Source organism: Pseudomonas rhizoryzae (assembly GCF_005250615.1).
Taxonomy (GTDB): domain Bacteria; phylum Pseudomonadota; class Gammaproteobacteria; order Pseudomonadales; family Pseudomonadaceae; genus Chryseomonas; species Chryseomonas rhizoryzae.
Genome location: NZ_SULM01000008.1, coordinates 42,567 through 68,089 on the forward strand (window position 1 = coordinate 42,567; position 25,523 = coordinate 68,089).

Consider the following 25,523-nt stretch of genomic DNA (forward strand, 5'->3'; position numbering starts at 1 on the left):
CAGCCCCCTCTCCCTGAGGGAGAGGGTGGGGTGAGGGGGCTCAGCTGACGCCTTGGCGTGAATTCAGCCTCCTCATCCCAGCTTTCTCCCCAGGGAGAGGGGGTGATCCGCCGCTACCCGAGGTCCCGTAGGGAGACTCGCAATGCTCGACACCATCCTCCCCATCCTGCTGTTCGCCGCCCTGGCCCTTACCGTGATCGGTGCCGTGCGGCGTTTCAGTCTCTGGCGGCAGGGCCGTCCTGCCCAGGTCGACTGGGTCGGCGGGCTGCTGAAGATGCCGCGCCGCTACCTGGTGGATCTGCACCACGTGGTCGATCGCGACAAGTACATTTCCAAGACCCACGTCGCCACCGCTGGCGGTTTCGTCCTGGCGGCGCTGCTGGCCATCCTGGTGCATGGCTTCGGTCTGCACAGCCGTATCCTCGGTTGGGCGCTGCTGGCGGCCACCGTCTGCATGTTCACCGGTGCCCTGTTCGTCGCCAAGCGCCGCCGCAACCCGCCGGCACGGCTGTCCAAGGGCCCCTGGATGCGCCTGCCCAAGAGCCTGCTGGCCTTCGCGGCGAGCTTCTTCATCGCCACCCTGCCGGTCGCCGGCATCCTGCCGCCAAACTTCGGTGGTTGGCTTCTTGCCGCGGTCCTGGCGGTCGGCGTGGCCTGGGGCGTTTCCGAACTCTTCCTCGGCATGACCTGGGGCGGCCCCATCAAGCACGCCTTCGCTGGTGCCCTGCACCTGGCCTGGCACCGCCGCGCCGAGCGCTTCAGCACGTCGAGCGACGCTCATCCCGCGCGTTCCAGCGGCCTCAAGGCCCTGGATCTGAACGATCCCAAGGCGCCGCTGGGCGTGGAAAAGCCCGCCGACTTCACCTGGAACCAACTGCTCGGCTTCGACGCCTGCGTCCAGTGCGGTCGTTGCGAAGCCATGTGCCCGGCCTTTGCCGCCGGCCAGCCGCTCAATCCCAAGAAGCTGATCCAGGACATGGTGGTGGGCCTCAAGGGTGGCAGCGATGCCCATTATTTCGGCTCGCCCTATCCCGGCAAGCCGGTGGGCGAGCATGCCGGTGGTCCGCACCTGCCCATCGTCGCCCGCCAGGGCAAGGCCCTGGTGGATGCCGAGACCCTCTGGTCCTGCACCACCTGCCGTGCCTGCGTCGAGGAGTGCCCGATGATGATCGAGCACGTCGATGCCATCGTCGACATGCGCCGGCACCTGACCCTGGAGCGCGGCGAGACGCCGAACAAGGGTGCCGAGGTGCTGGAAAACCTCATCGCCACCGACAACCCCGGCGGCTTCGCCCCGGGTGGACGCCTGAACTGGGCGGCCGACCTGGATCTGCCGCTGATGAAGGACAAGGGCCAAGCCGAGGTGCTGTTCTGGGTCGGGGACGGCGCCTTCGACATGCGCAACCAACGCACCCTGCGCGCCTTCGTCAAGGTGCTCAAGGCCGCCAAGGTGGACTTCGCCGTGCTCGGCCTGGAAGAGCGTGACAGTGGCGACGTGGCACGTCGCCTGGGCGACGAGGCGACCTTCCAGCAACTGGCCAAGCGCAACATCGAGACCCTGAGCAAGTACCGCTTCCAGACCATCGTCTCCTGCGATCCGCACAGCTTCCATGTGCTCAAGAACGAATACGGCGCCCTGGGTGGCCACTACCAGGTCCAGCACCACAGCACCTTCATCGAGGCGCTGCTCAGCCGCGGCACCCTGCACCTGGGCCAGCACGCTCTGGCCGAGCAGGGCGCCACCATCACCTATCACGATCCCTGCTACCTGGGCCGCTATAACGGTGAATACGAGGCTCCGCGCGCCGTGCTCAAGGCGCTGGGTATCGCGGTCAAGGAGATGGAGCGTTCCGGCTTCCGTTCGCGTTGCTGTGGCGGTGGCGGCGGTGCCCCCATCACCGACATCCCCGGCAAGCAGCGGATTCCCGACATGCGCATGGCCGACATCAAGGAAACCGGCGCCGAGCTGGTGGCCGTGGGCTGCCCCCAGTGCACCCTGATGCTGGAAGGCGTGGTCGCCCCGCGTCCGGAAATCAAGGACATCGCCGAGCTGGTGGCCGAGGCCATCGTCGAGGCGCCGCTGGATAGCAAGCCGGCAGCCGCGCGTCGGCCGGTGGCGGAGGTGGTGTCGTGATCAATCGCCGTGGCCCCCTCACCCTAACCCTCTCCCCGAGGGGAGAGGGGATGGCTATCGATGTCCGACCAGACCCGTCGTTTTTCACCCCCTCTCCCGTCCGGGGAGAGGGCTGGGGTGAGGGGCCCACCGCGCACCTCAGCCGCAATCCCAACTCGGAGCGCCCAGCATGAGCATCATTCGTCGCGATCCGCGCCGCGAGTGGATCGCGCGCAACCGTCTGCATCCCCTGCATGCGAGCATCGCCAGCAGCGCCGATGCCGAAATCCGCTGGATGGGCCCCAATGGCCTCGTCCGTAAGAATCCCCATGCCGCCGCCGCGGGCTTCGTTGGGCCTCAAGGCATCAAGCGTATCGACCGCAGTGGCGCCCAGCAGGGTGGTGGCCGGCGCGGCGCGTCCCAGGCCGCGGAAGAACAACTGCCGCTACACCAGATCGCCGAGCCGGCCTTCTACATCGCCGTGGTTCCCGATCTGGTCAGCGGTCGTCTGACTGCCCACGACCGCGACCTGCTGGGCTTGGCCCGGCAACTGGCCGGTGCCGAAGGCGCCGTGTTGGCCGTGGTCTTCGGTGAGGTCAAGGAAACCGCCTTCGACACCGCCGGCGTGGATCGCCTGCTGCATCTGGAAGGCGAACAATTCCAGGGCTATGCACCCGAGCAGCGCGTCCTCGCCCTGCGCGCGGTGAACAACGAACTCCAACCGCGTCACTGGCTGCTGCCCGATAGCCGCACTGGTGGCGGCGAGCTGGGTCGGCGCCTCGGCGCGGCCCTGCACGAACGGCCGGCGACTCGCGTCTGGCAGGTCAAGGACGGCGTGGCCACCGGTCGTGCCGGCGCCGGTCGCCAGGATCTGCAACAGCCCCTGCCACGTCTGGTGCTGGCCTTGCCGGAGTGCGCGGAGCCGGTCGGCGAGACACGCCACGAAGTGCTGCCGGTGCAGCTGAGCGGCAGCGTCGCCCGGCATTTGCCGCGTATCGAGGATCTCGGTCCCGTCGCCGTCGACCCCATGCAGATTCCCCTGGGCGAAGCCGAATTCATCCTCTCGGGGGGCAACGGTATCAGCGACTGGAGCCTGTTCCACAGCACCGCCGCTATCCTCGGCGCCACCGAGGGCGCCTCGCGGGTGGCAGTGGACGATGGTCATATGCCGCGCAACCGCCAGGTCGGGGCCACCGGTACCTGGGTCACCGCTCGGGTCTATCTGGCCGTGGGCATCTCCGGCGCCGTGCAGCACCTGCAGGGCATCGCCAGTTGCGACAAGGTCATCGCCATCAATACCAATCCGGGGTGCGACATGGTCAAGCGTGCCGATCTGTCGGTGATCGGCGATGGCGACGCCATCCTCGCGGCGCTGGCACAACTGGTCGAGCAACAGCGCGCAGGAGGATTGCAGGATGTCGCTTGAGCAGCAGCTGCCGTCGCTGGACGGCGTGAATGTCGTGGCCCTGGTCTCCGTCGGTGCCCATCCCACGTCCGGGCGGGCACGGCGAGCGGAGCAGGATGCTCGCGCCGTGGAATTGGGACTGCGTCTGGTCGGCGAGCGCCTGCGCGTGCTGCACGCCGGTGATCCTGCCGAGGAAGCCCTGCGTGGCTATCTGGGTATGGGCGTACCGGCCTTGCATGTGCTGGAGCAGCCGGCGGGCGCCGATGCCCTGCCGGCCCTCGGCGACACCCTGCGTGAGGTCGGCGCTGGCTTGGTGCTGACCGGTAGCCAGGCCGAGACGGGCGAAGGCTCGGGTCTGTTGCCCTATCTGCTGGCCGAAACTCTCGGCTGGCCGCTAGTGGTTGGCCTCGCCGCGGTGGAAGCCGTGGAAGGTGGCCAGGCGACCGTGCTGCAAGCCCTGCCGCGTGGTCAGCGTCGTCGGCTGCGGGTGCGCCTGCCCTTCGTCGCCAGCGTCGACAGCGCCGCTCCGGCACCCCGGCAAAGTGCCTTCGGTCCCGCCCGCCGTGGCGAGCTGCAGGTGGAGACCATCGAGATCGTGCAGGACAGCCTGTTCGCCAGCGGCGAACTCCAACCGGCCAAGGCGCGCCCCAAGCGCCTCAAGGTGATCAAGGCCAAGACCGCCGCCGACCGCTTCAAGGCCGCCACGGCCAAGGCGTCCGGCGATGGCGGCCAGGTCCTCAAGGACCTGGCCCCGGAAGCCGCTGCCGCCGCCATCTTCAAGGTGTTGCGCGAGGAAGGGGTAGTACGCTGAAGTTGTAACCCCCTCTCCCTCAGGGAGAGGGCCGGGGTGAGGGCGCCCTTGGCACCTGGGTTTCAGATGGAAAAGACTGCGCCGTTTTCCACGCTACGGAGTCACGGTGTCGAAGCAACACTCCAAACCATCCCCTCTCCCTCCGGGAGAGGGCTAGGGTGAGGGCGCCCTTGGCATTGCACTCCACAGTGGACGTCTGCATTCCGTGTCTTGGCTACGTCGCTGAGATCCTTGTCCCTGGCCAGATGGCGAATTAGTATGGATGCTATGCAGGCAAAATCATGGAGTGCATGCAATGGCTCAATTGACCATCCGTGGACTACCGGAAGAAGTCGATCGCGCGCTTCGCGCCCAGGCAGCTCGCAACGGGCGGAGCATGGAGGCCGAGGTCAGACTCATCCTTAGCCAAGCCTTGATCTTGCCGACCGAGACGCCGATGGGAGAGGCCATGGCCGCTATCTGGCGCCAATCCGGGATCACTCACGAAGAGCAGGCTTTCCTCGAGGGGACGCGTGACCGGCGCGCCCATGAGCCGATGTCATTCGAATGATTCTGCTCGATACCAACGTCGTCTCCGAGACGATGAAGCCAATCCCCTCGCCCCAAGTCATCGCTTGGTTGGATCGCCAAGCGCCAGCAACGCTGTACCTGTCGACGATCACCGTTGCCGAATTGCAATATGGTATTGCCTGCCTGCCCAATAGCCGTCGTCGCGACCTATTGCAGCAAGGGGTAGACGCCTTGATCCGGCTCTATGAGGGCCGGATTCTGAGTTTCGATCTGGCTGCTGCCTGTCGTTATGCCGAATTGGCCGCACAGGCTCGCCAGCGTGGTCTTGGCTTTCCCCTGCCTGATTCCTACATAGGCGCGATTGCAGCGGTCAGCAAATTCAAGATCGCCACTCGAGACGAGGCGCCTTACCTCGCCGCGGGGCTCAGCATCGTCAATCCCTGGAACACACCCTAGGCGTCCGGACTCAGGCGCCTGCTGGTCGAGTGGAAAAGGCTACGCCGTTTTCCACGCTACGGAGCCGAAGCCACGCTCCAAATCATCCCCTCTCCCTTCGTGAGAGGGCTGGGGTGAGGCAGACCCTTGGCACCTGAGCGACAGTGGAAAAGGCTGCGCCGTTTTCCACGCTACGGTGCCACACCTCGCAGGACCCCTAGGTTGGGCTGAGCCCCGCGAAGCCCAACGATCCCCACCTTCAGCGCCCCTCAGTGCGCCTCATCCCAATTGCCACCCACGCCCGACTCCACCAGCAGCGGCACGTCCAGCTCGCCGGCACCGCTCATCAGCGGCAGTAGCCCTTCGCGCAGCCGTTCCACCTGGTCTTCGCGCACCTCCAGCACCAGTTCATCGTGCACCTGCAGGATGACCCGGGCGTCCAGATCCGGGGTCGACTGCAGCCAGCCGTCCACGGCGATCATGGCGCGCTTGATGATGTCCGCCGCGGTGCCCTGCATGGGGGCGTTGATCGCTGCCCGTTCGGCGGCGCGGCGTAGACCCTGGTTCTTGGAGTGGATGTCCGGCAGGTACAGCCGGCGACCGTAGAGGGTCTCCACATAGCCCTGGTCCACCACCTGGGCACGGGTGCGCTCCATGTAGGCCAGCACGCCCGGATAACGCTGGAAGTAACGGTCGATGTAGGCCTGGGCCTCGGCGCGGCCGACGCCGATCTGCTTGGCCAGGCCGAAGGCGCTCATGCCGTAGATCAGGCCGAAGTTGATGGCCTTGGCGCGGCGGCGATCTTCGTTGCTGACCTCTTCCAGGGGCACGCCCATCACCTCGGCGGCGGTGGCGCGGTGCACGTCCAGATCGTTCTGGAAGGCGTGCAGCAGGCCCTCGTCCTGGGCCAGGTGGGCCATGATGCGCAATTCGATCTGCGAGTAGTCCGCTGCCAGCAGGCGATAGCCCTGGGGCGTGACGAAGGCCTGGCGGATACGCCGGCCCTCGGCGGTGCGGATCGGGATGTTCTGCAGGTTCGGGTCACTGGAGGACAGCCGGCCGGTCGCCGTCACCGCCTGGTGGTAGCTGGTGTGGATGCGGCCGGTGCGCGGGTTGATCTGCTGCGGCAGCTTGTCGGTGTAGGTGCTCTTGAGCTTGCTCATCTGCCGGTACTGCATCAGCACCTTGGGCAGCGGGAAGTCCTGGTCGGCCAGTTCCTGCAACACTGCCTCGGCGGTGGAGGGCTGTCCGGAAGCGGTCTTGCTGACCACCGGCAAGCCCAGCTTGACGAAGAGGATCTCGCCCAACTGTTTGGGCGAGCCCAGGTTGAATTCCTGGCCGGCCAGTTCGTAGGCCTCCTTTTCCAGGGCGATCATCTTCTCGCCCAGCTCGCGGCTCTGCACCCCGAGCAGCGCCGAATCGACCAGGGCGCCGTTGCGCTCGATGCGCGCCAGCGCCGGTACCAGGGGCATCTCGATGTCGCGCAGCACCGACGCCAGGCCAGGCACGGCCTCCAGCTTGGGCCAGAGGGTCTGGTGCAGGCGCAGGGTGACGTCGGCATCCTCGGCGGCATAGGGGCCGGCCTGCTCGATGGCGATCTGGTCGAAGGTCAGCTGTTTGGCACCCTTGCCGGCGATGTCCTCGAAGCGGATGGTGCTGTGGCCCAGGTACTTGAGTGCCAGGCTGTCCATGTCGTGGCGGGTGGCGGTGGCGTCCAGCACATAGGATTCGAGCATGGTGTCGAAGGCGATGCCCTGGATCTTGATGTCGTAGCGATCCAGCACATTGAGGTCGTACTTGCCGTGCTGCATCACCTTGAGCTTCTTGGGGTCTTCCAGCAGCGGCTTGAGCGCGTCCAGCACCCCTTGCAGATCGAGCTGGGTCGGCGCGCCCATGTAGCTGTGCGCCAGGGGCACATAGGCGGCCTGGCCCGGTGCCACGGCGAAGGACAGCCCCACCAGGTCGGCGCGCTGGGCATCGATGCTGGTGGTCTCGGTATCGAAGGCGAAGCAGTCGGCGGCTTGCAGCCTTGCCAGCCAAGCGTCGAAGTCGGCCTGTTCCAACACGGTGTCGTAGTGGGTCTCCACCTGGGTGGCGGCGGCGTCCTCGGCCAGCGGCAGGGGGGCGCCCTGGCGCTTGGTGTCGCGGATCAGCTCGTCCAGCCAAGACTTGAATTCCAGCTCCTGGTAGAGCGCCATCAGGGCTTCCACATGGGGTTCGCCGACTTTGAGCTCATCGAAGGTCAGGTCCAGCGGCACGTCCAGCTTGATGGTGGCCAGTTGGTAGGACAGGTAGGCCTGTTCGCGATGCTGGTCCAGCTTGGCGGCCAGGGACTTGGCGCCGCGCAGGGGCAGGGCGGCCACGGCCTCCAGATTGGCATAGAGGGTATCCAGGCCACCGCCGATGCCGTTGAGCAGGCCGGCAGCGGTCTTCTCGCCCACTCCGGGCACCCCGGGAATGTTGTCGATCTTGTCGCCCATCAGCGCCAGGTAGTCGATGATCAACTCCGGGCCCACGCCGAACTTGGTCTTCACCCCTTCGACGTCCAGCACGCTGCCGCTCATGGTGTTGACCAGGGTGACGTAGGGGCAGACCAGTTGGGCCATGTCCTTGTCACCGGTGGAAATCACCACCGGGCGCTCGGCGCTGGCGCAGTGGCGGGCGAGGGTACCGATGACGTCATCGGCTTCCACCCCTTCGACCGCCAGCAGCGGCAGACCCAGGGCGCGGATGCAGGCGTGCAGCGGCTCGACCTGGCTGCGCAGGTCGTCGGGCATGGCCGGGCGCTGGGCCTTGTAGTCGGCGAAGAGTTCGTCGCGGAAAGTCGGGCCCTTGGCGTCGAAGACCACGGCGAAGAGGCTGTCCGGATACTGGCGCCGCAGGGAGAGCAGCATGTTGAGCACGCCCTTCACCGCGCCGGTCGGCTTGCCGGTGGAGGTCATCAGCGGCGGCAGGGCATGGAAGGCGCGGTAGAGATAGGAGGAACCGTCCACCAGGACGAGGGGGGCGTGGCTCATGGTCAGGACCTTTGGCAGGGAGGCGCGGGACGTCTATGGCTGGGCTCGACGACCAACCAGGGCGGATCTAGAATCGACCCATCGTCCCGTTCAAAAGGTCAAAGGTTATCATGGGTGCCCGTCGCTTCCTGCTTGTCGCGCTCCTGCTGGCCCCGTTGGCGCATGCCGCCGAGCCCCTGCCGCCCGGTGAAAAGCCCCTGCCTGACGAGATCAAGGTGATTCGCTACCAGGCCGGCGATCAGACCATCGAAGAGACCCGGGTTCGCGGTGTGCTGCAGTCCGCCTGGGTCATTCCCAAGCACGGCAAGCCGTACCAACTGGTGCCGGCCGATGGCAACAGCACCGCCGCCGAGTCGGGCCGGGACACCCTGCACGTTCCTAGCTGGCGACTCTTCAGCTGGTAGGCGTAGGGCGTCTGGACCGGTAAACTGCGGGCCGCTCGCCAATATCCGCCAGGCCCCGTCATGTCCGTCTTCACGCCGCTCGATCGTCCCACCCTCGAAACCTTTCTCGCGCCCTATGGCCTGGGTCGGCTGCGGGATTTCCGGGGCATCGCCGAAGGCTCGGAAAACACCAACTACTTCATCAGCCTGGAAGGCGGCGAGTTCGTCCTGACCCTGGTGGAACGCGGGCCGGTGGCGGAGATGCCGTTCTTCATCGAGCTGCTCGACGTGCTGCACGAGGCCGACCTGCCGGTGCCCTATGCGGTACGCACCCAGGACGGCGAAGCGCTCCGCCAGTTGGCCGGTAAGCCGGCGCTGCTGCAGCCGCGTCTGGCCGGTCGTCACGAGCGCGCGCCCAATCCCCATCATTGCGGCGAAGTCGGTCATCTGCTGGGGCACCTGCATCGGGCGACGGCCGGCGAGCGGCGGATCGAGCGCGCCAGCGATCGCGGTCTGGCCTGGATGCTGGCCGAGGGCGAGCGCCTGGCGCCAACCCTGGATGCGACCGCGCGGCCGCTGCTGGAGCGTACCCTGGCGGAAATCCGCGACCTGCTGAGCGAGCAGCCGCCGCTGCCCCAAGCCAATCTGCACGGCGATCTGTTCCGCGATAACGTGATGTTCGATGGTCCCCAGCTGTCGGGCGTCATCGACTTCTACAACGCCAGCTCCGGCTGGATGCTCTATGACCTCGCCATCACGGTGAACGACTGGTGTTCCACCGACAGCGGCGCGCTGGACCTGCCCCGTGCCCGCGCGCTGCTGGCCGCCTATGCCGCCGACCGCCACTTCACGCCCCGTGAAGCCGAGCTGTGGCCGGTGCTCTTGCGCGTCGCCTGCGTGCGCTTCTGGCTGTCGCGGCTGATCGCCGCCCAGGCCTTCGCTGGTCAGGACGTACTCATTCACGATCCGGCCGAATTCCAGCAGCGTCTGGCGGCGCGTCAGCAGACCGTCCTGGAATTGCCGCTGACCCTGTAGGGTCAGGTTCCACGTGGAACGCGCCGAGTCCCCCCTATCGCTACAGCTGTAGCCTGCGCGCCAGGACGGGTTGCGGCTGTCCTTGCCGCTGCCAGGTCACCTTCGCCTCGATCAGGCTGCCTGGGGCGGCGCCTAGCCGATTGTCCACCGGACACCCATCGCCCTTGGCTTCACCGGCCTGACGAGTACGGGCGACGCCGGCCGGGCCGTGCAGCTCCACGACGAGTTCGTAGCTGAGGGGTGCGGCTTCGCCGGCAAAGCACAGTTGCAGCCGCGCGCCCGCCGCCTGGGGTTGCAGCTCCAGGCTGGCGCTGCCCAAGGCGCTTCCTGCCAACGGCAGGAAGGCCAGCAACAGCCAGGCGCTCCTGTTCACCGCTGGTTGATGGTCGCGCTGTTGCCGAAGCCGTTCTGCGAGATCCGCGCGCTGTCGTTGTAGCCGTTGAAGTTGGCCGAGGTCTGCAGGATGGTCGCGCGATTGCTGTCGCCACGCTGGTCGATGGTGGCGGTGCTGTAGGCGCTGTTGGTGTCGAGGCGTGCCTCGTTGGCATTGCCGTTCTGCACGATGCTGGTGGTGTTGCTGTCGCCCTGGACATTGAAGCTGGCCAGGTTGTCGTCACCGGTGGAGCTGCCGGTGCTGTGGTTGCCGCGACCCGACTGGTCGACCTTCAGCTCGTTGCGATTGCCGTCCTGGGTGAAGGCCAGCTCGTTGAACTTGCCGGCAGCGACGGCGGTGGCCAGGTTGCCCTGACCGCGCTGGGTCAACTCGGCCACGCCACCGGGATAGCCCTGCTGGGTCAACTCGATACGGTTATCAGTGCCTTGCTGGGTAAGGGTGGCCACGGCGCCATCGCCGCTCTGGTCGACGCGCACCTGGTTGTTGTCGCCATTCTGCTCCAGGGTCAACTGGGCGCTCGACGCCACCTGGGTCAGGGTACCGCTGTTGCTGCCCACGGAGGTGACGGTGGCCTGGTTGCCGAAACCGTCCTGGGTCAGGCTGTGCACGCTGCTGCCGGCCTCCTGCCGCAGGCTCGCCACGTTGCCCTGGGCATAGCCGTAGACATCGCCGCCCTGGGTGATGGTGGCGGTGCTGGCGCCGGTCTGCACCACGCTGATCTGGTTGCTTTCACCCTGCAACTGGTAGAGGGTCGCGCTGTTGCCGGCACCGCTCTGGTCGAGGGTGAGGGTGCCGCTGTTGCCGTCCTGCTGGAGGGTGGCAGAGCTGTTCGCGGCGAGCGCGGTGCCGGCGATCAGGGTCAGCGTCAGGACGGCCAGGGGCCTGAGTGGAAACATCGGGTCGATCTCCTTGAATGCCATCAGCGGTACTGCCGTACCACCATGTTCTGGTTGCTTCCGTACTGGACGATGCGGCTGGATAGCCCCGAGCCGTACTGTTCGATGCGGGCGTTGCCCTGGACGCCCAGCTGGCGGATGTCCGCCAGGTTGCCGCTGCCGACCTGCTCGATGGTCGCGACATTGCCGTAGCCAGCCTGCTGGATCACGGCGGTCAACTCACTGCCGTCCTGCAGGATGCTGGCTTCCTGGGCGGCGCCGCGCTGGGCGATATGGCCGCTGAGTGCAGTGCCACGCTGGTCGATGAGCGCCTGGTTGCCGGCACCGAGCTGCAGGATGGTGGCGGCGCGTTGCGCGGCGGGCGCCTGGCCCAGATCGCCGGTTTCCATCAGGTCGGCGGCCGACACCGTGGCGCTCAGGCCCAGGGCCAGGGCGAGGATCACGGCGGGGCCGCTGAGGGGGCTGCGCATGGCTATCACCGTCATTGCGTGGATTCTGCGCCTGGCATTGTCCGGAGCCGTCCGCCCTGCCGGTATCGCTCCGGGGAGCGAATCCAGGCTGGCCAGGGACTTAAGCCCTAGCGTCGGGTCGGTTCCAGATACTTGGTCAGGGCCGGATCGCGGGCGTCGCGACCGTCGGCCACCAGCCACAGACGCCGCTCCACGCCCTGGGCGATCAGGTGGGCGACCGCCGCTTCGATGGCCGAGAGCACGCACAGCTGCGCCGGCTCGTTGGTGGTGTAGCCGGACTCGGCTTCGAGCAGCCGCTTGAATTCGATGAACTTGAAGACGCCGGCCTGGCGACCGATGGAGTAGATGGTCTTGGAGGTCATGACATTGGCCAGCACCCGACCGCTACGGGTGTCGATGGCGCGCAGATTGACCGTGACCTGATCCACCCGGTATTCCTCGGAAAGGCCGATACCCAGGTAGCGCGCCCCTTCGCCACCGCTGCGGACGTTGGTGTCGTAGGCCACCACGCCGCCTTCCAGGAGCAGGTTGGCGGCCTGCAGCGAGGGCAGCGCCTGCTGCAGATTTTCCGGCAGGTCCGGCTTGTTCTGGGTGGCGCGGATGATCTTGCGCTCGGTCAGCAGGTTCTGCAGGCCTTCGCGTTCGAGCACCACGAACCAGCCGCTGGCCTGCAGGGCATCCACCAGCATGCTGCCGGCGCCCTGGGTGACCGCGGTGGAAAAGGAGCTGGCCGGATTGGGCTTGTATTGCCCGGTCTGGTCGCGAAAGCCATAGACGGCCGCCACCAGTGGGCCCTTGGGCGGCGGCAGGGCCAGCAGGTCGTAGTAGGTCGAGGCGCGTGGTGTCAGGGTCGGGGCGGCGTGCTGTTCGGCGGGTATGGGATCGTGTACGCAGCCGGCCAGTACGAGGGCGGCGGTCAGCACCGTCGCCAGGGAAAAGGCGTTCATGGGAGGCATCCGTGCTCAGGGTTGATTGAAGCCGTTGACGGAGATTTCCGAAATCTCGCCGGTGCCGCGATCGGTGATCTGCACGGTGAGGTTGCCGGAGTCGTCGATGATGTTGACGATGAACTGGTCGGTGGAGAGCGAGCCGGAGTTGCCGTCCTTGATGTCGGTCAGCACCTGGGACAGCAGCCGCGATTCCAGCTGGCTGGTGAAGCGCTCCAGGGCCGACTGGCTGTTGCTGCTGCTGCGCAGGTCCGGGTCCTTGTGGCGATCCTGGGCGGTGGCGTTGTTCAGTAGGTAGGTGCCGTTGAGCGGATTGCCGCCAAAGGACGGATTCACCGGGGTATAGACCAGTTCGGTCGCCCACGCCGGCAGCGTGCCCAGCATCCAGGCAAGGGGCAGGGCCCTCCAAGCGTGCGCCTTCATAACTCGTCCTTTTCCATGTCGAAGTTGTCCTGCAGCAGGTTTTCCAAGCGCTGCCGGGTGATGCCCTCGCGGACCTGGTCCGCAGCGACGTAGGCGGCCTCCTTGAGGTCGCTGTTGCCCGGGGGAATGAACTGCCGATAGAGCAGCCGCTGTTCGTACTCGACCCACACCAGGCTGCCCCAGCGCGCCGAGGGCCGCTCGCGCACCACCAGGTTGAAATCCAGCTCGGTGGTGTCGGTGAGGCGGTCGGCGAACTGGCGATAGAACTCGTGACCGAAGCGGGAAATGGTGTTGTCCACCAGTAGGCCTTGGATGATGTCGCCCTCGGCGTAGACCGCTCTGGTCGCCAGCAGGCCGAGCAGCAACCAGGCCGCTTTCATCACGGTAGATCCTGGCCGGCGTGAAAGCGCAGCGCCGCCTCGGCTCTATTGGCGGCGCCGGTCTTGCGCAGCAGGTTGTGCATATGGCTCTTGACGGTATGGGTGCTCAGGCACAGTGCCTGGCCGATGGCGGCGTTGGACAGACCGCGGCCTACCAGGCGCAGGATCTCCCGTTCGCGGCGGGTCAGGCCATCGGCGGCGATGCTGGGCCGTTCGCGGGAGCGGCGCAGCAGGTGGGCGAGGATGCCGCGCGGCAGCCAATCCTCGCCAGCCAGCAGGGCGCCCAGGCCCTGCAGCAGCTGCTCCCGGCTGGCCTGGGGCGCGAACACACCCTGGATGGCGGGAAAGCGTTCGACCCAAGGCAGGGCCTGTTCGAAGGTGGCATTGAGAAAGGCCACGGTGACCGCCGGCACCAGGCCTTCCAGCCAGCGCTCGAGTGCTGCTTCCGGCACACTGCCGAGGTCGACCAGGACCAGGCTGGCGTCGCCGACCTCGGTCAGTTCGCTGACACAGCAGAGTTCGATGCCGTGCCGTTCTTCCAGAAAGGGTTTGAGCAGTTCCGCCAGGAGGACGTTTGCCGTCGTCAGGCGAACCTTTTTCGCAGGTTCCGTGCGCATGTCCATATGTGCTGCCTCATCGTCCGTTGCGCGAACGCTGAGACAAATCGCGCGGGGCGACAAGAGAAAACTGACCGATTTCCCGCGGCTTAACGGCTCTGTGGACCGCTTGGCAGATTGCCGTCGGATTGGCGCTTCGCTATTAGATCCAAGGGATTAGCTCCAAGGATTGGTGCCCCAGGTGGCGGGGCACTTGGAACGCTCAGCGCGTCAGGGTGACCTTGCGCAGGTGACGCGGCTGGTCCGGGTCCTGGCCGCGTGCTTCGGCCAGCAGTGCGGCCATGCGGTAGAAACTCTGGATCGCCAGCAGGCCGTCCAGGTCAGGGTGCCCCGCGGTGGCGAGTGGCAGATCGCGCTCGGCGATATCGTCCGGGGCGGCCAGCAGGACCCTGGCACCGCGCCCACGCAGATCCTGCGCCAGTTGCAGCAGGCCGGGCTGCTCGGGGCCGCGCAGGGCGAAGATCAGCAGCGGATAGCCACGCTCCACCAAGGCCAGCGGACCATGCTGCAACTCGGCGCCACTGAAGGCCTCGCCTTGCAAGGCCGAGGTTTCCTTGAGCTTGAGCGCGGCCTCCTGGGCGATGGCGAAGCCCGGCCCTCGACCGACCACCATGCAGCGCTCGGCGTCACGCAGCACCGGCAGCGCCGAGGCCCAGCTGAGCTCAGCGGCGCCATCCAGGGCGTCTGGTAGGGCCGCGCCGGCGGCGAGCAGGGTTTCGTCTTGCTGCCAATGGCCGATCAATCGGGCAGCGGCGGCCAGGGTGGCGATGAAGCTCTTGGTGGCGGCGACGCTGCGCTCAGGCCCCGCCTGCACGCCGATGGCATGGCGGCAGGCCTGGGCCAGGGGCGAGTCGATTTCGTTGACCAGGGCCGCGGTACGGGCGCCGTAGCGATCCAGCGCGGTTAGCGTCTCGATCAGGTCAGGGCTACGCCCGGATTGGGAAAAGCCCAGGGCGAGCTGGCCTTCGACGCGCAACGGCGCCTGCCGCAGGGTGACCAGCGAGGGCGGCAGGGACAGCACCGGCAAGCCCAGGTGGGCCATGGCGAGGTAGGCGAAGTAGCTGGCCGCATGGTCGGAACTGCCGCGCGCTACCGTAAGCGCCAGCTGCGGTGGCTGGGCCCTGAGGTCGGCGGCCAGCTCCGCCAGGGCCTGGTCGATGGTTGCCAGTTGGCGAGTGACCGCCGCACCGCTGGCGGCGGCTTCTGCAAGCATGAGCGAAGTCAAAGGGGGCTCCTGCGGATAGCGCCTGATGGCTCCCACTCTGCCATTCCTACCCGCTACCGACCAGCGAACCTTGGTCGAGCGGCAGTCGCCCCTGGGATCAGTCGGCTTCGTCCGCCGCCCCACCGGTGAAGTGCAGGTCATGCTTGCGCAGCTTGTCCGACAGCGTCTTGCGCGGCAGGCCCAGGGCCTCGGCGAGACTGCGCAGGGAGGCGTGGGGCTTGGCTAGTTCGCGCTGGATGAGATCGCGCTCGAAGGCTTCCACCTGCTCGCCCAGGCCGGCCATGGCCGCCGCCGGGGCTGCGGGTGCTACCGCAGACGCCGCTGGTGACGGCGAACTCATGGGCGCCAACGGCGCATAGGCACTGTGGTCCAGGGCCAGCTCCAGGCCCAGGGCGAAGCGCTCGGCGGCGTTCTGCAATTCGCGTACGTTGCCCGGCCAGCTATGGGCGATCAGGGCCGCGCGCTGTTCGGCATCGGGTTCGCGCACCGGCGTGCCGTGGCGTTCGGCGGCGGCCAGGGCGAAGTGACGGAACAGCGGCAGGATATCTTCGCTGCGCTCGCGCAGGGCGGGGATGCGCAGGGTGGCGACATTGAGTCGGTAGTAGAGGTCGGCGCGGAAGCGACCCTGATCGGCGGCCTGGCGCAGGTCTTCCTTGGTGGCGGCGACCACCCGGATGTCCAGGGGGATCTGCTGATTGGAACCCAGGCGCTCGACCTTGCGCTCTTGCAAGAGGCGCAGCAGCTTGACCTGGACATCCAGGCTCATGCTCTCGATCTCGTCGAGGAAGAGGGTGCCGCCGCTGGCGTATTCGAACTTGCCGATGCGTCTCTTCTGGGCCCCGGTGAAGGCGCCCTGCTCGTGGCCGAAGAGTTCGCTTTCCACCACGGATTCGGCGAGGGCGCCGGCGTTGATGGCGACGAAGGGGCCGTCGCGGCGGTTCGACAGGTCGTGCAGCGCGCGGGCCACCACCTCCTTGCCGGCCCCGGTTTCGCCGTGGATGAGTACGTCGGCCTGGGTCGCGGCCAGGGCGCCGATCTGGTCGCGCAGGCGGGCGATGCCCGGGGTCTGGCCGATCAGGCGGGTCTGCAGTTCCTGCCGCTCGGCCAGGGCCAGGCGCAGGCTGCGGTTTTCCAGCACCAGATGGCGGGCGCCCAGGGCGCGCCGCACGCTGTCGATCAGGGCGTCGTTGGCGAAGGGCTTTTCGAGGAAATCATAGGCCCCGGCGCGCATGGCCTGCACCGCCAGGGGCACGTCGCCATGGCCGGTAATGAGCACCACCGGCAACTCGGCATCGCGCTGGTGCAGCTGGGCCAGCAACTCCAGGCCATCGATGCCGGGCATGCGGATGTCGCTCACCACCACCCCCGGCCAGTCGCGCACCCTGGCCATTTCCAGCTCGCGGGCGTCGGCCAGGGCCGTCACCTTGAAGCCGGCCAGATCCAGGGTCTGGCTCAGGGCCAGGCGCAAATGGGCATCATCATCGATCAGCAGGATCTGGCTGGCGGGGTCGAAGGGGGGGGGGGCGCTCATGACAAGAAACCTAGATTGATGGGCTGCGCGGTCAACCGCGGACTTCTTCCTGGGGCACGGCGGCGACACCCGGCTTGCCATGCAGCAGATAGAGGCGCACCTCGGCACCGCCATCGACATGGTTGGACAGGTGCAAGTGGCCGCCCAGGGTGCGTAACAGGTTATCGCAGATCGCCAGGCCCAGGCCGAGGCCCTGGGCGGTGGCCTTGGTGGTGAAGAAGGGTTCGTGGGCGCGGGCCAGTGCCTCGCTGGAGAAGCCCGGACCGTTGTCCCTCAGGATCAGGGTCACGCCGCGCTCGTCGAGACTGGTGGTCAGCCAGAGTCGCCGGGTGCTGGTCTTTTCCGCCAGGGCATCGAGGGCGTTGCTGAGCAGATTGCTGATGATCTGCCGCAAGCGGGTTTCCCCGGCCTGCACCCATAGCGGCGCATCGGGCAGGTCGCGGATCAACTCCACCTGCATGGCGCGGCGCCGCGCGGCGACCAGGGCTAGAGCATCTTCCAGGGCACCTTGCAGCACTACGCTTTCCGGTGCGCGCCGGGCGCCGCGGGCGTAGGCCTTGAGGTGGGCGATGATGTTGGCCATGCGCGTGGTCAACTCGCCGATCAGCTTGAGATTGCCGCGGGCATCGTCCAGCCGGTCGTGATCGAGCAGCACGGCGGCGTTTTCCGTGTAGCTGCGGATGGCCGCCAGCGGCTGGTTGAGTTCGTGGCTGATGCTGGCCGACATGGTCCCCAGCGCCGACAGCTTGCCGGCCTGCACGGCTTCGTCCTGGGCGCGCATCAACTCGCGTTGGGCCTGTTCGCGATCATGCACCTCCTGCTGCAGGCGCGCATTGAGCGTCTGCAGGTCGCGGGTGCGCTCCTCCACGCTCAGCTCCAGGTCACGCTTGGCCCGGGCATCCAGCGCCAGGCGCTCGATGAAGTGGCGCCGTCTCAGGGTCATCACCACCAGCAGCAGGAGCAGGGCCAGCAGGGTCGCCGCGCCGACGTAGAGGGCGCTGCGCACCTGGCGCTCGACGATTTCCCGCGGTGCCAGGATCTGCGCGATCCAGCCCACCTCGTCCAGGTCGCGGGTCTGGGTCAGCCAGTTGCTCGGCACCAGGGTCAGAGGTGCCGGGTCGGTGGTCGGGTAGGGACGGTTGGCGTTGACCTGTGCGCGCTGGCGCTCGTCCAGCGGATGGGTGGCGCGGAAACGCCAGGCGTCGTGGGAGGTGAGGATGACCACGCCCAGGTCGTCGGTGACCAAGAGCTGCTCGGGTGCATTGCCCCAGAGCTTTTCCGCGCTATCCAGGTCTACCTTGACCACCACTACGCCGGTGGCGCGCTCACCATCGCGCACGGCCGCGGCGAAGTAGTAGCCGCGCTTGCTCGAGGTGGTACCGAGGCCGAAGAAGCGTCCCGGCTGGCCCTGCATGGCGGCCTTGAAATAGGGGCGGAAGGAGAAGTCGCGGCCGATGAAGCTGTCCGGCTGCCGGAAGTTGGAGCTGGACAGGCAGATGCCGTCGTCCTGCATCAGGTAGATGACATCCGCCCCGGTGCGCTGGCGGATGTCTTCGAGCATCCGGCTGGCGGCGTCCTGGGCCGCGCGATCGCCCGGCTGCTCCAGGGCATTGCGCAGCACCGGCAGATCGCCGAGCAGGTCCGGCAGCACCTCGTAGCGTCTGAGGGTACCCAGCAGGTTGGCGACGTACAGGTCCAGGGTCTGACCGTTCTGCTCGGCCAATTGCGCCTCGTAGTAGTGCTGGGCGGCGTAGCGCAGCGGGACCAGCAGCAGCGTCAGGCCCATGGCCAGAAGCAGCAGGCTACTCCAGCGGGGTCGCTTGGGGAGATCGGGACTCTTGGGCATGCGCGGGTACGGTAGGGAGACTTGCCGCATTATGCCCAAGGCCGGGTGCCGGCGAAGGCCTTGCCGACTGTTAACGCGTTGGCAGTGGACTGAAATATCTTGTTACCAATGGGCTTGGCTGTGGAAAAGGACACGGTTTTCTCCCGCGAAAGCCGGCTAACTGGCCTGGCAATCAGCCAACGAAGGAGTGACTTCGATGAAAAGCACCACCCTCTGCCTGACCCTTGCCGGCCTCCTGACCACCTCTGCCGCCTTCGCCCAGACAGCGCCGGTCGATCCTGCGCCGACAGCGGGCGCCACCACGAGCAGTCCCGCCAAGACCGGCAAGCAGGCGACGACCCACCACAAGAAGGTCGCCCACAAGAAGGCGCACAAGGCCAGCAGCAGCGGTAGCTGACCCACGGTGCGGCACCTCCCGGGGTGGGAGGTGCCCAAAGGGGAGTGAATCCGCTGTCGAGGAGACCTCCCATGCGCAAGATCCTGCTGTTGCCTACCCTGATTCTTGGTGTTGGCCTGTCCGCCGCGGCCCTGGCCCAGGTCAGTCCGACCAATCCCCCCGCTACGCCGACCCACCCCGATCACAGCAGTACCCACGGCACGGAAAAGGCGCCGAGCACCGGTGTGGGCGCCGCCGACAACGGCGCCAGCGCCGGTTCGGGCAGTGATACCGGGAGCGACCATGTGAGGAAGCCCAAGACCAAGCACCAGGATCACTAGGAGCGCGCATTCCCCCGGGGAATGATCCGATGAACAAAGATCGCTTGAGTGGTGCCGGCCGGCGTGTCGAAATCGGCTTCTAGCCTGAACCTGGAGCCGCTCCCATGACCGCCGCGCCGCTGCTTTCTCCGGACCTCATCCGGACCCGCTTTTCCCAAGCCATGTCGGCGATGTACCGTCAGGAAGTCCCCCAGTACGGCACCCTGCTGGAGCTGGTCGCCGAGGTGAATGCCGGACAGCCGGGATTCGCCCAGGATTCCGCGGAGCGCCTGGACCTGGAGCGCCATGGGGCCATTCGCGTCGGGACGGCCGCCGAACTGGCCACCCTGCGTCGACTGTTCGCCGTGATGGGCATGCAGCCGGTCGGCTACTACGATCTGAGCGTGGCCGGCGTACCCGTGCACTCCACCGCTTTCCGCCCCGTAGCGCCTGAGGCCCTGCAGGCCAATCCCTTCCGCGTCTTCACCTCGCTGCTGCGCCTGGAGCTGATCGAGGACGCCGAGCTGCGCCAGCTGGCCGAAGAGGTCCTCGCCGCCCGCCGTATCTTCACCCCTGGCGCGCTGGAGCTGATCGAGCGCGCCGAAGCCCAGGGTGGCCTCAGTGATGCCGAGGCCGATGCCTTCGTCCAGGAAGCCCTGGAAACCTTCCGCTGGCACCGCGAGGCCAACGTCGACGCGGGCCTGTACCAGCGCCTGCACGATGCCCACCGGCTGATCGCCGACGTGGTCTGCTTCAAGGGCCCGCACATCAACCACCTGACGCCGCGTACCCTGGACATCGACGCCGTCCAGGCCAAGATGCCCGCCCGCGGCATCGCCCCCAAGGAAACCATCGAAGGCCCGCCGCGCCGTCAGTGCCCCATCCTGCTGCGCCAGACCAGCTTCAAGGCCTTGGAAGAGCCCATTCTTTTCCAGGGTGAGGTCCAGGGTTCGCACACGGCGCGCTTCGGCGAGATCGAACAGCGTGGCGTGGCCCTGACGCCAGCCGGTCGCCAGCGCTACGATGAACTCCTGCAGGAGGTGCGCCAGCGCAGCAAGATCGCGGGTAGCGATTACGCCAGCGTGCTGCATGAGGTATTCCAAGCCCTGCCGGATAGCTGGGACGAGCTGCGCCGCCAGGGCCTGGCCTGGTTCCGCTATCGCGTCGCTGCAGGCAGCCGTACCGGTCTCGATACGACAGATCCCGACGCCCTGATCGCCGCCGGCCAGCTCATCGCTGACCCCATCACCTACGAAGATTTCCTGCCGGTCAGCGCCGCTGGCATTTTCCAGTCCAACCTGGGCGCTGGCAGCCAGCAGGAATACCAAAGCGGCGGCAATCGCGCGGCCTTCGAGGCGGCCCTGGGCGCACCGGTGCTCGATGAGATGGCGTTGTACGAGCGGCAGCAACGCGAATCCCTGGGCGCCGCCCTGGCTGCCCTCGGCCGCCCCGCCTAGAATGACGGCTCCCGCGTCGGCGGCCAGCCGCCGACGCTCGTCTCCGGCAGGCAGCCACGATGTTCACCAAACTCGATCCGACCGACTGGCAGCTCATCCACCTGCTGCAACAGAACGCCCGCGCCTCCAATGCCACCCTGGCCCGTCAACTGGGCCTGGCCCGCACCACCGTGGTCACCCGCCTGGCGCGCCTGGAACGCGAAGGCATCATCCAGGGCTACGGCCTGCGCCTGGGCTCCGAACTGGAACAGGCCGCCGTGCGCGCCTACTGCGCCATCAGCGTCCTGCCGCGCAGCACGGCGGGCGTCATCCGCGCCCTGGAAAAGATGATCGAAGTCGAGGAGGTCTCCTCCGTCAGCGGCCAGTTCGACTACCTGGCCTTCCTGCGCTGCACCACCCACGAAAAGCTCGACGAGCTACTCGACCGCATCGGCAATCTCGAAGGGGTGAAGCAGACGCAGACGTCGATCATTCTGAATCGGAAGATTGATCGGCGCCGTTCGACCTGAAGCCAAGCGGCAAGGACGCTTTAAGGGGACGGCAAATACTGAGTGACTTCTACAGCAGGCTGGCCGAAAGCCCAACGGCCCTGATCGAAGGGGCTGGTACCCAGCCCCGTTCTGCTAGGCCCACTCGTTTTGCCCGACCAGCAGGATGAAACCATTGGTGCCCGTGGTCAGCGCCTGGTTTTCCGCCGAGTCGGAAAAGGACTGCAGCACATTGGCGCGGCTCAGTCCGGTCCCCAAATCATGCAGCCAGTAATCGATACCAGCGGTCTCGCCAGTACGACCCAGGACGTTGGCGTACAACTGGGTCACATAGGTACGGTCATCCGCTCCCGAGAACAGGCCTTTGAATTCGCTGGAGGCGGTGAACGACTGAGCGATGGTCTGGCTGGTTGTGCCCTTGGCGTGGTCGTGCATCCAATAATCGAGCCCCGAATAGTCCGGTACCCGGTGGAAGGCTGCATTGTAGAGGCGAGCGATCTGCGCTTGGTCAGCGGTCAGTATGTACAGATTGCGATCGCTGAAGTTGAGCATGCTGACGTCATGCAGGTTCAGCGATAGATCACCGCTGTTGCTGGTCAAGGAGACCACATTGCCTGCGGATTGCCACTTGTAGGCGCTCGCGGCATTGTCCAGACGGAGTATGTCGCCGCCACCATAGCCATACAGGCTACCGCGATGATCGCTATTCAGTGACAGGCGATCCTGGAAGAAGAACTCGCCATCCTGGCTGCCGCTGTTGACGCCCAGACCTACGGGATTGGACCCGGCATTCAGTGCCATGCTGTCGTTGTTGCTGCTCGCCCTCAGATACCACTGCCAGTTGCTGACGTCGCCAAGGCTGGCATAGTTGGAAAGCGTGTCGTCGGCGTTGCCCGAAGAGAGGACGCCGCGCAGGTTACCGCTGGAGTCCAGCAGCGGCCCACCCGAGGCGCCACTGCCCAGTCCCGTAGAGAACTGGTAGACACCGTAGCCGTTATAGAGGGTTGCAGTGCCGGAGTCTTCCATGAGGCCCGTACCGCGTCCTGGATAACCTAGCACCGTACCGGTGAACGAAGAGCTACCGCCTAGCGTTGGGTTGAGGGTACCGGTCACCGACCCTAGGTTGACGTTGAAGCCTAGCAGCGCCAAGTCGTATTGAGCTTCCGAGGTCGATACATAGCCATCTCCATTGGCGTCCCAATTGCCCACGCGGGTTGACCAGTTGGTAGCCAGGTACGTGCCCAATGGAGCCGACCAGGCACCCGTGGCATCGTTGACGAAGGCGCCTGGGGCTACCATCACCTGGACGGCGGCGCCACCGTGATCAGCGTCATAGACCATATGGTCGGCGGTCAGGACATCATTGTTGCCTACCACGCTGCCTGAGCCACGAAAGATAGAGCCGTCCGGGAAGACCGACTCGATGTAGACGATGCTGCTATAGGGCGCTGAACGACTGGTGACTTCGTGCATGCTGGGAAAACCTCCTTGTATGGTATGGGCAGAACCATTTTAAAAGAGCTGGCATAGCGTTCCAGGGCGTTCGTCGGCCAAGACGGCCGTCTGGCGCCAAGGTTTTGCCATGGGTGCCTGCCGAGCAGCACACGCTTCCCGTCGCACATCTGTGGTAGCATCGCCGGTCTTTTTTGTGTGAGTCGCTCGCACCTCGTCTCATAACTTTCGGAACCGTATCGTGATGGCCCAAAAAACTGCTCTGATCACCGGTATCACTGGCCAGGATGGCGCCTACCTGGCGCAGTTTCTGCTCGGCAAGGGATACAAGGTCCTAGGCCTCAATCCTCGGCGTAGCACCTCGGACGTCAACCTGGCACGTTTGGAGTGGTTGGGTATTGCCAAGGACGTTGAACTGATCGATGGCGACCTGCTCGATCTGTCCGGCCTGATCCGCCTGTTCCAGCAATACCAGCCCGACGAGGTGTTCAACCTGGGCGCCCAGTCCTTCGTCAAGACCTCCTGGAATCAGCCGTTGCTGACCGGCCAGGTGAGCGGCATCGGTGCGGTCAACGTGCTCGAAGCGGCCCGCCTGATCAAGCCCGATGCTCGTTGCTACCAGGCCTCCACCTCCGAAATGTACGGCCTGATCCAGGAGCCGGAGCAGCGCGAGACCACCCCGTTTTACCCACGCTCGCCCTATGCGGCCGCCAAGCTCTACGCCCACTGGATGACCGTCAACTACCGCGAGAGCTTCGACCTCTTCTGCTGCAGCGGCATCCTGTTCAACCACGAATCCCCCCTGCGTGGCCTGGAGTTCGTGACCCGCAAAGTCACCGACGCCGTTGCCCGCATCAAGCTCGGTCTGCAGGACGAACTGCGCCTGGGCAACATCGACGCCAAGCGTGACTGGGGCCATGCTCGCGACTACGTCCAGGCCATGTGGCTGATGCTGCAGCAGGACGTTGCCGACGACTACGTCATCGCCACCGGTCGTACCACGACCGTACGCGACATGTGCCGCATCGCCTTCGACGTCGTTGGCATGGACATGGACAAGCACCTGGTTATTGATCCGGCCTTCTTCCGTCCCGCCGAGGTCGACGTCCTGCTGGGCGATCCGTCCAAGGCCCGCGCCAAGCTGGGCTGGCAGGCCACCACCAGCCTCGAAGACATGATCACCGAGATGGTGGAAGCCGATCTGGCGCGCCTGAAGCCCCTCGCCCGTGCGTGATTTCGCCGGTCAGCCGGTCCTGGTTACTGGCGCCAGCGGCTTCGTTGGCAGCCATCTGTTGCCGGCGCTGGCCGCGGCCTTTCCTGGCGCCGAGTTGCACGGCACCTGCCGTGACGGCTCGCTGCCAAGCCAGGCCCAGGTCGTGGGCCATGCCCTCGACCTGACCGACGCAGCGGCGACGCTCGCCTTGGTGCAGCAACTGCGGCCTGCTGCCATCGTCAACCTGGCGGCCTTCGCCAGTGTGTCCGGCAGTTTCGCCCAGCCCGAGCGTTGCTGGCAGGTCAACCTGCACGGCACCCTCAATCTGTTGACTGCCGCTGCCGCCCTCGAGCAGCCACCGGTCTTTCTGCAGATCGGCTCCGGTGACATGTACGGCGCCAGTTTCAAGCGTTATCCCGAGGTCGACGAGCAGGTGCCTCTACATCCGCTCAATCCCTATTCCGCGAGCAAGGCCTCTGCCGATCTTGCTGCCGCCCAGTTCGCCGCTACCACCAAGGTGCGGGTGATTCGGGCCCGGCCCTTCAATCACAGTGGTTCCGGGCAGGGCAAGGGCTATGTGCTGACCGACTTCGCCAGCCAGGTCGCCGCCATCGAGCGGGGCGAGCAATCCCCCGTGCTGCGCGTAGGGGACCTCAGTGCCCAGCGCGACTTCCTCGCCGTACAGGATGTCGTCGCCGCCTACGTAGCGCTGTTGCGACACAGCGAAGGTATCCCCAGCGGCACCGCGCTCAACATCGCCTCTGGTCAGCCATTGCGCGTCCAGGAGCTGCTCGACGCCCTGGTTGCCCAGGCCAACTGCCCGATTCAGGTCGAGCAGGACCCGGCCCGGCTACGGCCGAGCGATATCGCCCGCGCCGTCGGCGATGCCGGCGAACTGCGCCGTCTCACCGGCTGGCAGCCCCAAGTCGAGCCTGCCGCCCTCGTCGCCCAGGTCCTCGCGGACTGGCGCCAATCCGGTTCCTGATCTCCGCCATGAACTACTCGCTGATCCTCAACTTCACCCGGCAGGATCTGATCGATCGCCATTCCGCATCGGTTCTCGGTGCGGCCTGGACCTTCATCCTGCCGTTGGTCAACATCCTCATCTTCACCCTGGTGTTCTCCAACATCATGGGCATGCGTCTGGATGCCCTGGGGATGCAGTCCCTCGGTCAATACAGCTACAGCGTCTACCTGGTCACCGGGTTGCTGGCCTGGAATTGCTTCTCCAACACCCTGACCCGTATCACCCAGGTGTTCCACGAGAAGGCCCACCTGCTGGGCAAGGTAAGGCTGTCGCTCTGGTCGCTGCCGCTGTACATCCTGCTCAGCGAGACGGTGCTCTACGCCATCTCCATGGGCTTCTTCGTCGCCTTCCTGGCGATCATCGGCTTCCACTTCCCCTCTACCGTCCTGTGGTGGCCGGTAATCTTTCTCTGCCAGCAACTCCTGGCCTATGCCCTCGGGCTGATCTTCGCCATTCTCAGCGTCTTTCTACGCGACATCGGCCAGATCGTCGGCGTGGTCATGCAACTCTGGTTCTGGCTCACCCCGGTGGTCTACGTCATCACCATCATGCCCGAGCGCTGGCACCCCTGGTTCGCCGCCAACCCCTTCTACTATGTGGTCGAGGCCTACCGCGCTGCCCTTATCCAGGCGAGTCGGCCGGATCTGCTGGCGCTCGGTGTCCTGATGCTGGCGAGCGCCTTGTTGCTGGGCTTGGGCATCGTTCTGGGCCGCAAGCTCGAACGCGACATCCGCGACTTCATCTAGCAGGCC

The 25,523-nt window shown here is 66.2% G+C and carries 26 protein-coding genes; 14 read left to right on the top strand and 12 right to left on the bottom strand.

What is annotated here, in order from left to right; all coding sequences use genetic code 11:
- Nucleotides 1-142: 142 nt before the first annotated feature.
- The 5 genes from dgcB to FAZ11_RS14260 all read left to right on the top strand — a co-directional run bounded on the left by dgcB (nucleotide 143) and on the right by FAZ11_RS14260 (nucleotide 5,295).
- Nucleotides 143-2,134 carry a dimethylglycine demethylation protein DgcB gene (gene dgcB / locus FAZ11_RS14240; RefSeq protein ID WP_058772052.1) on the top strand — a complete coding sequence of 664 codons (1,992 nt, stop codon included), beginning with the start codon at nucleotides 143-145 and terminating at the stop codon, nucleotides 2,132-2,134.
- Nucleotides 2,135-2,303: 169 nt separating this feature from the next.
- Complete coding sequence (gene etfA, locus FAZ11_RS14245) at nucleotides 2,304-3,539, top strand: electron transfer flavoprotein subunit alpha (protein ID WP_058767071.1); 1,236 nt, start codon at nucleotides 2,304-2,306, stop codon at nucleotides 3,537-3,539.
- Nucleotides 3,529-4,329, top strand: a complete 801-nt coding sequence (gene etfB, locus FAZ11_RS14250) for an electron transfer flavoprotein subunit beta (protein ID WP_058772053.1) — start codon at nucleotides 3,529-3,531, stop codon at nucleotides 4,327-4,329. Before etfA ends, etfB begins: the two co-directional genes overlap by 11 nt.
- A 295-nt stretch (nucleotides 4,330-4,624) precedes the next feature.
- On the top strand, nucleotides 4,625-4,879 hold the full coding sequence (locus tag FAZ11_RS14255; protein WP_058761752.1) for a FitA-like ribbon-helix-helix domain-containing protein: 255 nt from the start codon (nucleotides 4,625-4,627) through the stop codon (nucleotides 4,877-4,879).
- Entirely contained in the window at nucleotides 4,876-5,295 is a 420-nt protein-coding gene (locus FAZ11_RS14260) for a type II toxin-antitoxin system VapC family toxin (protein ID WP_058761751.1), read from the top strand. Before FAZ11_RS14255 ends, FAZ11_RS14260 begins: the two co-directional genes overlap by 4 nt.
- Nucleotides 5,296-5,543: 248 nt before the next feature.
- On the opposite strand, the gene polA is transcribed toward FAZ11_RS14260, so the two are convergent.
- Nucleotides 5,544-8,291, bottom strand: a complete 2,748-nt coding sequence (polA, locus tag FAZ11_RS14265; protein ID WP_058772054.1) for a DNA polymerase I — start codon at nucleotides 8,289-8,291, stop codon at nucleotides 5,544-5,546.
- Nucleotides 8,292-8,401: 110 nt separating this feature from the next.
- Between polA and FAZ11_RS14270 the strand changes: the two genes are divergently transcribed.
- On the top strand, nucleotides 8,402-8,695 hold the full coding sequence (locus tag FAZ11_RS14270; RefSeq protein ID WP_058772055.1) for a DUF2782 domain-containing protein: 294 nt from the start codon (nucleotides 8,402-8,404) through the stop codon (nucleotides 8,693-8,695).
- A 60-nt stretch (nucleotides 8,696-8,755) separates the two neighbouring features.
- Nucleotides 8,756-9,709 carry a homoserine kinase gene (locus FAZ11_RS14275; RefSeq protein ID WP_058772056.1) on the top strand — a complete coding sequence of 318 codons (954 nt, stop codon included), beginning with the start codon at nucleotides 8,756-8,758 and terminating at the stop codon, nucleotides 9,707-9,709.
- A 40-nt stretch (nucleotides 9,710-9,749) separates the two neighbouring features.
- Here the strand turns inward: FAZ11_RS14275 and FAZ11_RS14280 are convergent, their stop codons facing one another.
- From FAZ11_RS14280 to FAZ11_RS14325, 10 genes are all read right to left on the bottom strand, one after another.
- The gene (locus tag FAZ11_RS14280) at nucleotides 9,750-10,082 is read right to left on the bottom strand and encodes a hypothetical protein (protein WP_058766512.1); all 333 of its coding nucleotides are present in this window, start codon (nucleotides 10,080-10,082) and stop codon (nucleotides 9,750-9,752) included.
- Nucleotides 10,079-10,999, bottom strand: coding sequence for a hypothetical protein (locus tag FAZ11_RS14285; RefSeq protein WP_240043634.1), 921 nt, complete (start codon nucleotides 10,997-10,999; stop codon nucleotides 10,079-10,081). The genes FAZ11_RS14280 and FAZ11_RS14285 overlap by 4 nt, the downstream gene beginning before the upstream one ends.
- Nucleotides 11,000-11,022: 23 nt before the next feature.
- Complete coding sequence (locus FAZ11_RS14290) at nucleotides 11,023-11,469, bottom strand: curli fiber surface-exposed nucleator CsgB (RefSeq protein WP_081319952.1); 447 nt, start codon at nucleotides 11,467-11,469, stop codon at nucleotides 11,023-11,025.
- 107 nt (nucleotides 11,470-11,576) lie between these two features.
- Nucleotides 11,577-12,416 (bottom strand): CsgG/HfaB family protein, encoded by an 840-nt coding sequence (locus FAZ11_RS14295; protein ID WP_058772059.1) that lies wholly within the window; start codon nucleotides 12,414-12,416, stop codon nucleotides 11,577-11,579.
- A 15-nt stretch (nucleotides 12,417-12,431) separates the two neighbouring features.
- Entirely contained in the window at nucleotides 12,432-12,839 is a 408-nt protein-coding gene (locus FAZ11_RS14300) for a curli assembly protein CsgF (protein ID WP_058761743.1), read from the bottom strand.
- A complete protein-coding gene (gene csgE, locus FAZ11_RS14305) occupies nucleotides 12,836-13,219 on the bottom strand; it encodes a curli production assembly/transport protein CsgE (RefSeq protein WP_058772060.1) in 384 nt (127 codons plus the stop codon). Before csgE ends, FAZ11_RS14300 begins: the two co-directional genes overlap by 4 nt.
- Nucleotides 13,219-13,836 carry a helix-turn-helix transcriptional regulator gene (locus FAZ11_RS14310; protein WP_240043633.1) on the bottom strand — a complete coding sequence of 206 codons (618 nt, stop codon included), beginning with the start codon at nucleotides 13,834-13,836 and terminating at the stop codon, nucleotides 13,219-13,221. The genes csgE and FAZ11_RS14310 overlap by 1 nt, the downstream gene beginning before the upstream one ends.
- A gap of 202 nt (nucleotides 13,837-14,038) precedes the next feature.
- The gene (locus FAZ11_RS14315) at nucleotides 14,039-15,049 is read right to left on the bottom strand and encodes an SIS domain-containing protein (protein WP_058761740.1); all 1,011 of its coding nucleotides are present in this window, start codon (nucleotides 15,047-15,049) and stop codon (nucleotides 14,039-14,041) included.
- A gap of 109 nt (nucleotides 15,050-15,158) precedes the next feature.
- Nucleotides 15,159-16,592 (bottom strand): sigma-54-dependent transcriptional regulator, encoded by a 1,434-nt coding sequence (locus tag FAZ11_RS14320; RefSeq protein WP_058772062.1) that lies wholly within the window; start codon nucleotides 16,590-16,592, stop codon nucleotides 15,159-15,161.
- Between the two features lie 31 nt (nucleotides 16,593-16,623).
- Entirely contained in the window at nucleotides 16,624-18,438 is a 1,815-nt protein-coding gene (locus tag FAZ11_RS14325; RefSeq protein WP_058772063.1) for a sensor histidine kinase, read from the bottom strand.
- Between the two features lie 196 nt (nucleotides 18,439-18,634).
- On the opposite strand from FAZ11_RS14325, the gene FAZ11_RS14330 reads away from it, so the two are divergent.
- The 4 genes from FAZ11_RS14330 to FAZ11_RS14345 all read left to right on the top strand — a co-directional run bounded on the left by FAZ11_RS14330 (nucleotide 18,635) and on the right by FAZ11_RS14345 (nucleotide 21,100).
- Nucleotides 18,635-18,835 (top strand): hypothetical protein, encoded by a 201-nt coding sequence (locus FAZ11_RS14330; RefSeq protein ID WP_058772064.1) that lies wholly within the window; start codon nucleotides 18,635-18,637, stop codon nucleotides 18,833-18,835.
- 71 nt (nucleotides 18,836-18,906) lie between these two features.
- Nucleotides 18,907-19,155, top strand: a complete 249-nt coding sequence (locus FAZ11_RS14335; protein WP_058772065.1) for a hypothetical protein — start codon at nucleotides 18,907-18,909, stop codon at nucleotides 19,153-19,155.
- A 104-nt stretch (nucleotides 19,156-19,259) separates the two neighbouring features.
- Entirely contained in the window at nucleotides 19,260-20,591 is a 1,332-nt protein-coding gene (gene hglS, locus FAZ11_RS14340; protein ID WP_058772066.1) for a 2-oxoadipate dioxygenase/decarboxylase HglS, read from the top strand.
- A gap of 59 nt (nucleotides 20,592-20,650) precedes the next feature.
- Complete coding sequence (locus FAZ11_RS14345; protein WP_058772067.1) at nucleotides 20,651-21,100, top strand: Lrp/AsnC family transcriptional regulator; 450 nt, start codon at nucleotides 20,651-20,653, stop codon at nucleotides 21,098-21,100.
- A 114-nt stretch (nucleotides 21,101-21,214) separates the two neighbouring features.
- Here FAZ11_RS14345 and FAZ11_RS14350 read toward each other — a convergent pair whose 3' ends face one another.
- Nucleotides 21,215-22,552: a DUF4214 domain-containing protein gene (locus tag FAZ11_RS14350; RefSeq protein ID WP_058772068.1), complete on the bottom strand. Its 1,338-nt coding sequence runs from the start codon at nucleotides 22,550-22,552 to the stop codon at nucleotides 21,215-21,217.
- A gap of 223 nt (nucleotides 22,553-22,775) precedes the next feature.
- On the opposite strand from FAZ11_RS14350, the gene FAZ11_RS14355 reads away from it, so the two are divergent.
- The 3 genes from FAZ11_RS14355 to FAZ11_RS14365 are packed head-to-tail and all read left to right on the top strand — an operon-like array spanning nucleotide 22,776 to nucleotide 25,517.
- Nucleotides 22,776-23,765: a GDP-mannose 4,6-dehydratase gene (locus tag FAZ11_RS14355; protein WP_058772069.1), complete on the top strand. Its 990-nt coding sequence runs from the start codon at nucleotides 22,776-22,778 to the stop codon at nucleotides 23,763-23,765.
- On the top strand, nucleotides 23,758-24,729 hold the full coding sequence (locus FAZ11_RS14360; RefSeq protein WP_058772070.1) for a GDP-mannose 4,6-dehydratase: 972 nt from the start codon (nucleotides 23,758-23,760) through the stop codon (nucleotides 24,727-24,729). Before FAZ11_RS14355 ends, FAZ11_RS14360 begins: the two co-directional genes overlap by 8 nt.
- An 8-nt stretch (nucleotides 24,730-24,737) precedes the next feature.
- Nucleotides 24,738-25,517, top strand: coding sequence for an ABC transporter permease (locus tag FAZ11_RS14365; RefSeq protein WP_058772071.1), 780 nt, complete (start codon nucleotides 24,738-24,740; stop codon nucleotides 25,515-25,517).
- Nucleotides 25,518-25,523 lie beyond the last annotated feature (6 nt).